The following is a 10,017-nucleotide window of genomic DNA, read 5'->3' as shown; positions in this document are numbered from 1 at the left end:
ACCCTGGGCACCCCGGTGACCGGCGGCAACGTCTCCCTCTACAACCAGACCGGCGAGACGGCGATCCACCCCACGCCCGTCGTGGCCGTGCTCGGTGTGATCGACGACGTCACGCGCCGCACCCCGATCGCCTTCGCCGAGGAAGGCCAGCTGCTCTACCTCCTCGGTGACACGCGCGAGGAGTTCGGCGGGTCGGCCTGGTCGCAGGTCGTCCACGACCACCTGGGCGGGCTGCCGCCGGCCGTGGACCTGGAGCGGGAACGGCTGCTGGCCGAGATCCTCCTCTCCGCCTCCCGCGACGGCATGATCGACGCCGCGCACGACCTGTCCGACGGCGGTCTCGTGCAGGCGGTCGTCGAGTCCTGCCTGCGCGGCGGGAAGGGCGCCCGCCTGGTCGTCCCCGACGGGCTGGACGCGTTCACGTACCTCTTCTCCGAGTCGGCGGGCCGCGCGGTCGTCGCCGTGCCCCGGAGCGAGGAAGTCCGCTTCACCGACATGTGCACCGTCCGAGGCCTGCCCGCCACCCGCATCGGTGTCATCGACGGCCAAGAGATCGACGTCCAGGGCGAGTTCAGCATCCCGCTCAGCGAGCTGCGCACCGCCCACGCGGACACCATCCCGGGGCTGATTGCCTGACGCCCCGCCCCGGGCCCCGTCCACCGGTGGCCCGGGAATCCTTCCCGGCCGGAACGGCCCGCCAGCACGCCTGGCGGGCCGTTTCGCGTGCGTTTCGCGTCCGTCCCTCGTGCGTTCCGCGTGCGGGCCGGGCGCGGAACGCGAACGCGGGGCGGTTGTCAGTGCTGCCGCTTACGCTGATCGCATGTCTCCTGCCGCCCGGAAGTCGCGCTCCCGCCAGTACGACGAGAAGAAGACCCGCGCCGCCATCCTCGCGCAGTGCGCGCACGTCCGCGCGGCCGTAAGCGGGCTGACGGCCGATCAGTTCGCGCGGCCGACCCGGCTGGGCGACTGGACCGTGCGGGAGCTCGTGGCGCATCTGGCGATGGCGGTCGGCAGCGTGCCGCGTGCGCTCGCGCTGCCCGCCCCGCCACAGGTGACGACCGACCTGCTGGACTGGCCGTTCGCCACCGCGCCGCTCGCCCCGGGGATCGCTGCGGACACCCATGCGCTGGCGTCCGGCAACGACCCCGCGGAGCTGCTGGCGCGCGCCGCGGAGGAGTTCGAGCGGTCCCTGCCGCCGGAGGGGACGGAGCGCCTGGTGGCCGCCCGGCCCGGCGCGATGCGGCTGGCCGACTACCTGGTCACCCGCTGCGTCGAGCTCGTCGTGCACACCGACGACCTGGCCGCCGCGACCGGCGCGGAGATCCCGTACGACCGCCAGGCGCTGGCCGCCACGACGCGACTGCTGGCCGATGCGCTGGCCGTCAAGGTGCCCGGCGGGTCGGTCGAGGTCCGGGTCCCGCCGTTCGCCGTGGTGCAGTGCGTCGAGGGCCCCCGGCACACCCGAGGCACCCCGCCGAACGTCGTCGAGACCGACCCACTGACCTGGATACGCCTGGCCACCGGCCGGACGACCTGGGACGCGGAACTGGCCGCTGCCACGGTCAGCGCCAGCGGCGACCGGGCCGACCTCAGCGGCCACCTGCCGATCATGGCCTGACAGCCGGCCGCCCACGGGGACAGGCAGCCGGCCGCCCACGGGGACAGGCAGCCGGCCGCCCACGGTGGCGGGCAGTCGGTCGGCCGCGGAGCCTTGTGAGCCGGCGACCGCGGCAGGGGTCGTGCCGGGCCCCGGGGCCGACGGCGCCCGGTCCGCCCACGGTGGCCGCGGCGCCCGCGTCGGCGAGCCCGCCAAGAAGGCGCGTCGGCGAGCCCGCCAAGAAGGCGCGCCGTGAGGGGCCGGAAGGCGCGACGGGGCGGTGGGGCCGGCGGCATCGGGGGAGTTGAGCGACATATCGGGCGCCGGGGAGGCGCGGGCGGGATCGACGGACGGCATGGGTTCGGCTCTCCCGAGCGATCGTCCCGGGGCGGGGCGGGGCCCGCTGCGGCGCGCGGAGCGCCCGGGAGCGGCGGCGGGCGGCGAGGCGTCGCGCATCTCACACCGGATCGTCGGAGTGCCGTACGGCATTCAGTGCGTACAGGTCGAAAGCGGCATTCCGGGTAGGTGGCAGGAAGAGGCGACGTGCGGCGAAAGGCCAGCTCAGAGGGGTGGCCGGGTAAATCCGCCGGATGTGTCGTCACCCGTAGCTACGCTGCTGATGCTCAGCGGCAGATGGCGCTCGCGAAGCGGCCGAGGTCGCCGTGGTGGCGGCCAACCAGGCGCTGCGCGGAGCGGGACACCCGGCAACACACCAGGTGCGCCAAGGGTTGCGGGGTCTGCGGGGGCGGAATTTCCTGTCCGCGTGGCCGTGACCACGTCAAGCCTGCTTCATGTCCCGTTCATGCACTCCTCCAGGTCCGCGGCCATCCCCGGTTCGGATGAATCCGCGACCTGCCCTAGACTCAAGGGCGTGCCACGTGGTGACGGACGACTCAACCACGACCTGCTCCCCGGTGAGAAGGGCCCCCAGGACGCATGTGGCGTCTTCGGTGTCTGGGCTCCGGGTGAAGAGGTCGCCAAACTCACCTATTTCGGGCTGTACGCGCTGCAGCACCGTGGACAGGAGTCCGCGGGCATCGCAGTGAGCAACGGCTCCCAAATCCTCGTTTTCAAGGACATGGGCCTGGTTTCCCAGGTCTTCGACGAGACTTCCCTCGGCTCCCTCCAGGGCCACATCGCCGTGGGCCATGCCCGCTACTCCACCACCGGTGCCTCGGTGTGGGAGAACGCCCAGCCGACGTTCCGCGCCACCGCGCACGGTTCCATCGCGCTCGGCCACAACGGCAACCTGGTCAACACCGCCGAGCTGGCCGAGATGGTCGCCGCGCTGCCGCGTGACGGCGGCCGGGCCACCCAGGTCGCGGCCACCAACGACACCGACCTGGTGACCGCGCTGCTCGCCGGCCAGGTCGACGAGGACGGCAAGCCGCTGACCGTCGAGGAGGCCGCGCCGCGCGTCCTGCCCAAGGTCCAGGGCGCCTTCTCGCTCTGCTTCATGGACGAGCACACGCTCTACGCCGCCCGCGACCCGCAGGGCATCCGCCCGCTGGTCCTCGGCCGCCTGGAGCGCGGCTGGGTGGTGGCCTCCGAGACCGCCGCCCTGGACATCGTCGGCGCCAGCTTCATCCGGGAGATCGAGCCCGGTGAGCTGGTCGCCATCGACGAGGACGGCCTGCGCAGCAGCCGCTTCGCCGAGGCCCGCCCCAAGGGCTGTGTCTTCGAGTACGTCTACCTCGCCCGCCCGGACACCGACATCGCCGGCCGCAATGTGTACCTCTCCCGCGTGGAGATGGGCCGCAAGCTGGCCGCCGAGGCGCCCGCCGACGCGGACCTGGTGATAGCGACGCCCGAGTCCGGCACCCCGGCCGCGGTCGGCTACGCCGAGGCCAGCGGCATCCCCTACGGTTCCGGCCTGGTCAAGAACTCCTACGTCGGCCGGACCTTCATCCAGCCCTCGCAGACCATCCGCCAGCTCGGCATCCGCCTCAAGCTCAACCCGCTCAAGGAAGTCATCCGCGGCAAGCGGCTGGTGGTCGTCGACGACTCGATCGTCCGCGGCAACACCCAGCGGGCGCTGGTGCGGATGCTGCGCGAGGCCGGTGCGGCCGAGGTCCACATCCGGATCTCCTCGCCGCCCATCAAGTGGCCGTGCTTCTTCGGCATCGACTTCGCCACCCGCGCGGAGCTGATCGCCAACGGGCTGAGCGTGGAGGAGATCGGCAAGTCGCTGGGCGCCGATTCGCTCGCGTACATCTCCATCGACGGCATGATCGAGGCGACCACGATCGCCAAGCCGAACCTGTGCCGCGCCTGTTTCGACGGCGAGTACCCGATGGAGCTGCCCGACCCGGAGCTGCTCGGCAAGCACCTCCTGGAGTCGGAGACCGCGGCACCGACGAAGTCCGACGTGGACGGCGTCCAGACGCTCACCGCCGGGGTCGGCGGGGCCGACGCGCTGCGTCGCCCGTAGAGCTCGTACACACACGACACGAAAGTTCTCAGCCATGTCCGCTGAACCTTCCGGCGCCAGCTACGCGAGCGCGGGCGTCGACATCGAAGCCGGCGACCGCGCCGTGGACCTGATGAAGGAGTGGGTGAAGAAGGCCACCCGCCCCGAGGTCGTCGGTGGGCTCGGGGGCTTCGCCGGCCTCTTCGACGCCTCCGCCCTCAAGCGCTACGAACGCCCGCTGCTGGCCTCGGCCACCGACGGCGTCGGCACCAAGGTCGACATCGCCCGCAAGATGGGCGTCTACGACACCATCGGTCACGACCTCGTCGGCATGGTCGTCGACGACCTGGTCGTGTGCGGCGCCGAGCCGCTGTTCATGACCGACTACATCTGCGTCGGCAAGGTCTACCCGGAGCGGGTCGCGGCGATCGTCAAGGGCATCGCCGAGGGCTGCGTACTGGCCGGCTGTGCGCTGGTCGGCGGCGAGACCGCGGAACACCCGGGCCTGCTGGGCGCGGACGAGTTCGACGTGGCCGGCGCCGGTACGGGCGTCGTCGAGGCGGACCGGCTGCTGGGCGCGGATCGTATCCGTACGGGCGACGCGGTGATCGCGATGGCCTCGTCCGGACTTCACTCGAACGGGTACTCCCTGGTCCGGCACGTCCTCTTCGAGCGGGCCGGGATGGCCCTCGACCAGGAGGTCGCCGAGTTCGGCCGGACCCTGGGCGAGGAGCTGCTGGAGCCCACCAAGATCTACTCGCTGGACTGCCTGGCGCTGACCCGGACGACCGAGGTCCACGCGTTCTCGCACATCACCGGCGGCGGTCTCGCCAACAACCTCGCCCGGGTCGTCCCGGACGGGCTGCACGCCACCGTCGACCGCGCGACCTGGACGCCCGGCCCGGTCTTCGACCTGGTCGGCACGGCCGGCTCGGTGGAGCGGCTGGAGCTGGAGAAGACCCTGAACATGGGCGTCGGCATGATCGCCGTCGTCCCGCAGGAGTCGGTGGACGTGGCGCTGACCACGCTCGCCGACCGCGGGGTGGACGCCTGGGTCAGCGGTGAGATCGTCGAGCGCGGCGACCACGCCGACGCGGTGACCCTGACCGGTGACTACGCCGCCTGAGCGGACCGGCCGCCGCACCGGCACCCGCCGGTGCGGCCGTCGCTACGCCGTCTCCCCGGCGAACCGGTACGTTCGGTTCCCGGCTGGCCGGCGACCGGACGCTGTCGTTCCGGGCAGCACAAAACCCGGCCCGGGCGATGCCCAGGACCGGGTCCGTGATGCTGTTAGCGGGTGCCGCGAGCGCGCAGAACGTCAAGCACGACGACGTTGCTGGGAGGAGTCGCCCTCATCCCCGTCATCGTCGTCGTTGTACAGCTCTGCGTACCGTGCGTACGGGTCGTCGTCCTCGTCATCCTCGAACGGCTCCGCGTTCGGAGGCTGCTGGCTCGACGGTGCCGTAGTTGCACCCAGCTCGCTGGCCAGTGCTGAGAGATCCGTCCCACCGCTGTTGTACTTCAGCTGGCGGGCGACCTTTGTCTGCTTGGCCTTGGCCCGGCCGCGCCCCATGGGTCGACCCCCTCAGTGACGGGGCTCGGTGGCCCCAGAGTCTTGACACGCGTTCATGGATCAGAGCGGGCTCTCGACAGAGAGACCGGCCCGTAGAGCTTTAACGGTACCTGCTTCCGCGGCCATACGGTACGTCGCCCGCATCACCCGCCGCTCGGCACGACCCGCAGGGTGCCCCGTCCCCGCTGGTCAACTGCGATTTTAACCTGTCCCGTACGGCGACCCGCCGACGGGTGGTGAGGGATGTCTCCCCGACCGGCCGTGGCGGGCCGCGCAAGGTGGTGTTTCCGGCCGCCCTGGCCGGAACCTTCGGTCAGCTCCTCCGCGCCTCCGCCATCCGCTGTTCCGCGAGCCGGTCGGCGGCCGCCGCCGGCGGGATCCCGTCCGCCTTCGCACGAGCGAATATCGCCAGCGTGGTGTCGAAGATCTTCGCCGCCTTGGTCTTGCAGCGGTCGAAGTCGAAGCCGTGCAGCTCGTCGGCCACCTGGATGACGCCGCCGGCGTTCACGACGTAATCGGGGGCGTAGAGGATGCCGCGGTCGGAGAGGTCCTTCTCGACGCCGGGGTGGGCGAGCTGGTTGTTGGCCGCGCCACAGACCACCTTCGCGGTGAGCACCGGCACCGAGTCGTCGCTGAGCGCCCCGCCCAGCGCGCACGGCGCGTACACGTCCAGGCCCTCGGTGCGGATCAGTGCCTCGGTGTCCGCGACGGCGGTGACCTGCGGGTGCTCGGCGCGCACCCGCGCCACCGCGTCGGCCCGGACGTCCGTGATCACGACCTCGGCACCGTCCTTGAGGAGGTGCTCGACGAGGAGGTGCCCGACCTTGCCCACACCGGCGATGCCCACCTTGCGGCCGCGCAGCGTCGGGTCGCCCCACAGGGCTTGCGCCGAGGCGCGCATGCCCTGGAAGACGCCGTAGGCGGTCAGCACGGAGGAGTCGCCGGCGCCGCCGTTGGCGGGGGAGCGGCCGGTGGTCCACTTGTTCGTACGGGCGACCACGTCCATGTCGGCGACGTACGTGCCGACGTCGCACGCGGTGACGTAGCGGCCGCCGAGCGAGGCCACGAACCGGCCGTAGGCGAGCAGCAGTTCCTCGGTCTTGATCAGATCGGGGTCGCCGATGATCACGGCCTTGCCGCCGCCGTGGTCCAGCCCGGCGAGGGCGTTCTTGTAGGACATGCCGCGCGACAGGTTCAGGGCGTCCAGCACGGCCTCCTCCTCGGAGGCGTAGGCGTGGAAGCGGGTGCCGCCGAGCGCGGGACCCAGCGCGGTGCTGTGGATGGCGATCACTGCCTTCAGGCCACTGGCCCGGTCCTGGCAGAGAACGACCTGCTCATGGCCCCCTTGTTCCGATCGGAACAGGGTGTGCAGAACGCCGCCGTCGGTGCCGGCGGGGGCCGGACGTACGTCAGTCACGGTGGTGACTCCCATAAGTCGCGAAGGACGCCCTCCTACGGGTGGGGAGGGCCGGTTGGGAAGAGCGTAAGACCTGCGGCGGCGGTTGATCGGTCAGGTGCCGAGGATCACCCTCTCCCGGGGGACGGACGTGGGACGATCTGGTCGTATCGCAGGCCGGTCGGGGACCCTCGGGCGTGTCGGGCACGCCGTGTGGCGGGTCCTTGGGCGGTGGACTTCCCTCGTAAGGAGCGGGTGTGGCCCTGGCGTCATCGGTGCAGGTCCCGTACATGGCATATCTGCGGGTCTACGAGCCGCTGGCAGCGTTCCCCGAGCCGGAGCGCTCCCATTGGGCGCGCTATGCCAAGCGGGAGCACACCCCCACCGCTCAGGACGAGCAGCGCCGGGCGCTGGCCGATCTGCTGCCGACCCCGCCGGTGCCGGTCCCGGTCCACGAGAGCGCGGACGCCTTCGTGGCGGTCGTGAACGAGGTGGTGTGCGTCTGCCCCTGGCGCACCCGGCTGCGCGGCTGGCAGGCCCTGGAAGGGCTGGAGGAGCTGCTGCCGGCGGCGGTGCTCGACGCGGCGCTGCCCCCGGTGGTGCGCCGCCAGGCCGTCACCGACTACGAGCGGTGGCGGGAGCGCAACCCCGACGCCCGGCCGTGGATCCGCGGCGCGACCTGGCACGTTCCGGTCCGCTGGTTCGTTCTCTTCGACGACGCCGAGCGGGAGTACGCGGAGGGTGACCAAGGGACCGTGCTGCGTTACCGCACGCCGATGGTGCAGGCCAGACGGCGGGTCGCGCGGGGGCTGCGGACGCTGCGGAACGCCCTCGAAGAGGGACCGCTGATCGACGGCCTGGTAGATGTTGGGCGCTGGCTCGAAGAATTCCACCCGCGCTCGCTCGTGGAGCTGGACTACGGAGGGCTGGTGCACGCGGTGCCCGAGGGGCAGCTCGCCGAGGACCATTCCGCCGCCGAGGTGGCGGAGGGACTGGCGGCGCTGCGCGAGGGGGACGGCGAGCGGGCCGGTGCCGCGTACGAGAAGCTCTCCCAGCGGTGGCGCGCGGTCCGCGAACGTCAGTTCTCGAGCTGATCGCCCGAACCCTTTCCCGAGTTCACGGTGCTGTCGTACGGTGCTCGCTCGCGGTGGTCGGGCGGTAAAGGACGTAGGTCCTTAACCGGGCGATTGCCTCAAGCGTGACCTAAAGCACTTACTTCGGGTCTTGCTAGCAAGCCTCTTCCTCGTGCCAAAATAGGACAAGGAGCCCGACCTGGGCTCCTTCCGTCCAACTAAGGGCGGATAGATCGGTATTGCGGTCCTTGAGGGGTCTCGTGGCGGCTGAGCACGTTGTGACTGATCGTCACGGCCGTGTGACTGTCCGCTATGGCACGGTCCATCGGCATCCGCCGAGGTTGAACACCTGAGAGGGCAATTCCATCGGTTTGGCCGACGTGGCTGGACAGATGGTGTAGTTGTAGTGCCGAGGACAAGCCGTTCGTCCTATAACCGACTCGGCCCGCGTCCGCCATTTCGGGCAACGTGGGTCAAGGTGCAGAATTTAGAGGAAAGAACCGTGATGGTTCGGTTCTCCCGAGGAGGCCGCTCATGACCGCTCGCACCCCTGACGCCGAGCCGCTGCTGACCCCTGCCGAGGTTGCCACGATGTTCCGTGTCGACCCCAAGACGGTCACCCGCTGGGCCAAGGCAGGCAAGCTCACGTCCATCCGCACGCTCGGAGGGCATCGGCGTTACCGCGAGGCTGAGGTCCGCGCACTGCTGGCGGGCATTCCGCAGCAGCGCAGCGAGGCCTGAAAAGCCGCGTAGCCAGGCCGTTTTCGGGGCCCCCAACCCGAAAACGCCCACTTCGCGCACCAGGCTCGACCTGCTCCACCACGCTTCACACAGCTTCATACGACGCGGCGCCCGACCCCAACGGGCCCCACACCCGCTCCATCTGGGTACGTCACCGATCGCGCTGGGCTCCGCCGGGTCCAGCGCGATTTTTTTGTATACGGCCGCTCCAGGGCCGGTCAGGAGGCTCGGGCCACCTGTTGACCGGGCCGGCCTCCGGTGGCGCGCACGGCGCCTTCAAGGGCCCTCTGGGGGCCTTCGGGAGTGACTCCGGGAAAGGGCATTCGATGCGCCTGGAGGGTGGTGCAATTGCACATATTAAATTGACCCGTTGTAGGGAGGGTGTAAGTTCCTCACCCGTCAAAAGTTGTTCGGTGACTCCCGTCACACGGCGCGCCGCTTGAAGCGATCCGCCCACTGCGGTAGGGGACTTGTCCCCTTTCCGCGAGGCCCTTCCCCTTGCCGCCCTGTCACCGCACAAGACGTCGCGCAGGCGTCCTTGGTCACCGCGGCGCGGAACTTTCGTCCTCGGCCGCCGACGGCTCACAGGCGGCCGGATCGGGGGTCGGGTCGGAGGCGGGCGCGGACGGGGCCGCGGCGGGCCCGGAGCGGGCCGTGTGCGGCTCCATGGCGAGCCGCAACAGTTGATGGCAGATGGGGCAGTGCCGCGTCCGATGGCGGTAGCCCGAGGCGGCGGCCAGATGGGCCCGCAGCAACGCTCTGGTTTCGTGCCGTACCGCAGTAGTCATCCCGCATACCTCCCCGGCCCCCACAAACCTCCCCAAGTGAGTACCGGCGCCGGAGGGTCCCGTCAATACAGCGGGCAGCAAAGCCGTCACGGCCCGCAGCCGACGGGGCGCGCGGGAGACGGAACCGGAGCGGAACGGTGGGGACGTACGCACCGGAACGCGGAACGGCCCGCATCCGAGAGGGTGCGGGCCGAACTCAAGCGGTCCTGGCGGGATTTGCGGTGTCCGAGGGCGGCCTCTCCGCGGCCACGGCCTCTGCGGGCAGCAGTATGGCCCGCATCCCCAAGGGATACGGGCCGTAGAAAGCGGTCCTGACGGGATTTGAACCCGCGGCCTCCACCTTGACAGGGTGGCGAGCACTCCAAACTGCTCCACAGGACCTTGCGTTTGCTTTCCGCTTGCGGCGGGCTGCGAAGCAAGACTGTACAGCAGGTCAGGG

9 protein-coding genes and 1 tRNA gene are annotated in these 10,017 nt (G+C 70.8%); 6 read left to right on the top strand and 4 right to left on the bottom strand.

Going from position 1 to position 10,017, the window contains the following annotated elements; genetic code table 11:
- From ACFV1J_RS33295 to purM, 4 genes are all read left to right on the top strand, one after another.
- A partial coding sequence (locus ACFV1J_RS33295; protein ID WP_385864414.1) for an AIR synthase-related protein occupies positions 1 to 636 on the top strand: 636 nt, incomplete at its 5' end.
- Between the two features lie 184 nt (positions 637 to 820).
- Positions 821 to 1,618 (top strand): sterol carrier family protein, encoded by a 798-nt coding sequence (locus ACFV1J_RS33290; protein ID WP_385864412.1) that lies wholly within the window; start codon positions 821 to 823, stop codon positions 1,616 to 1,618.
- An 850-nt stretch (positions 1,619 to 2,468) separates the two neighbouring features.
- Positions 2,469 to 4,028, top strand: a complete 1,560-nt coding sequence (gene purF, locus ACFV1J_RS33285) for an amidophosphoribosyltransferase (RefSeq protein WP_385864410.1) — start codon at positions 2,469 to 2,471, stop codon at positions 4,026 to 4,028.
- A gap of 34 nt (positions 4,029 to 4,062) precedes the next feature.
- Positions 4,063 to 5,133: a phosphoribosylformylglycinamidine cyclo-ligase gene (gene purM / locus ACFV1J_RS33280; RefSeq protein WP_385864408.1), complete on the top strand. Its 1,071-nt coding sequence runs from the start codon at positions 4,063 to 4,065 to the stop codon at positions 5,131 to 5,133.
- 192 nt (positions 5,134 to 5,325) lie between these two features.
- On the opposite strand, the gene ACFV1J_RS33275 is transcribed toward purM, so the two are convergent.
- Both ACFV1J_RS33275 and ACFV1J_RS33270 read right to left on the bottom strand, forming a co-directional pair.
- The gene (locus tag ACFV1J_RS33275; protein WP_030416653.1) at positions 5,326 to 5,580 is read right to left on the bottom strand and encodes a DUF3073 domain-containing protein; all 255 of its coding nucleotides are present in this window, start codon (positions 5,578 to 5,580) and stop codon (positions 5,326 to 5,328) included.
- A gap of 313 nt (positions 5,581 to 5,893) precedes the next feature.
- The gene (locus ACFV1J_RS33270; RefSeq protein WP_030416652.1) at positions 5,894 to 7,012 is read right to left on the bottom strand and encodes a Glu/Leu/Phe/Val dehydrogenase dimerization domain-containing protein; all 1,119 of its coding nucleotides are present in this window, start codon (positions 7,010 to 7,012) and stop codon (positions 5,894 to 5,896) included.
- A gap of 221 nt (positions 7,013 to 7,233) precedes the next feature.
- On the opposite strand from ACFV1J_RS33270, the gene ACFV1J_RS33265 reads away from it, so the two are divergent.
- Together ACFV1J_RS33265 and bldC are read left to right on the top strand one after the other, a co-directional pair.
- Positions 7,234 to 8,070 (top strand): hypothetical protein, encoded by an 837-nt coding sequence (locus ACFV1J_RS33265; RefSeq protein WP_385864406.1) that lies wholly within the window; start codon positions 7,234 to 7,236, stop codon positions 8,068 to 8,070.
- 513 nt (positions 8,071 to 8,583) lie between these two features.
- A complete protein-coding gene (gene bldC, locus ACFV1J_RS33260; protein ID WP_003949541.1) occupies positions 8,584 to 8,790 on the top strand; it encodes a developmental transcriptional regulator BldC in 207 nt (68 codons plus the stop codon).
- 542 nt (positions 8,791 to 9,332) lie between these two features.
- Here bldC and ACFV1J_RS33255 read toward each other — a convergent pair.
- The gene (locus ACFV1J_RS33255) at positions 9,333 to 9,578 is read right to left on the bottom strand and encodes a DUF6274 family protein (RefSeq protein ID WP_385864405.1); all 246 of its coding nucleotides are present in this window, start codon (positions 9,576 to 9,578) and stop codon (positions 9,333 to 9,335) included.
- A gap of 306 nt (positions 9,579 to 9,884) precedes the next feature.
- Positions 9,885 to 9,959 (bottom strand) — tRNA-Asp (locus ACFV1J_RS33250).
- Positions 9,960 to 10,017: the final 58 nt, after the last annotated feature.

It is taken from the genome of Streptomyces sp. NPDC059649 (genome assembly GCF_042734445.1).
Classification (GTDB): Bacteria; Actinomycetota; Actinomycetes; order Streptomycetales; family Streptomycetaceae; genus Streptomyces.
This window is presented reverse-complemented; position numbering and strand designations above follow the sequence as displayed.

Excerpts from the sequence above, each read along its gene's own strand:
- ACFV1J_RS33255 (WP_385864405.1), bottom strand. The coding sequence starts at position 9,578 with ATGACTACTGCGGTACGGCACGAAACCAGAGCGTTGCTGCGGGCCCAT.
- ACFV1J_RS33290 (WP_385864412.1), top strand. The coding sequence starts at position 821 with ATGTCTCCTGCCGCCCGGAAGTCGCGCTCCCGCCAGTACGACGAGAAG.
- bldC (WP_003949541.1), top strand. The coding sequence starts at position 8,584 with ATGACCGCTCGCACCCCTGACGCCGAGCCGCTGCTGACCCCTGCCGAG.
- purM (WP_385864408.1), top strand. The coding sequence starts at position 4,063 with ATGTCCGCTGAACCTTCCGGCGCCAGCTACGCGAGCGCGGGCGTCGAC.
- ACFV1J_RS33270 (WP_030416652.1), bottom strand. The coding sequence starts at position 7,012 with ATGGGAGTCACCACCGTGACTGACGTACGTCCGGCCCCCGCCGGCACC.
- ACFV1J_RS33275 (WP_030416653.1), bottom strand. The coding sequence starts at position 5,580 with ATGGGGCGCGGCCGGGCCAAGGCCAAGCAGACAAAGGTCGCCCGCCAG.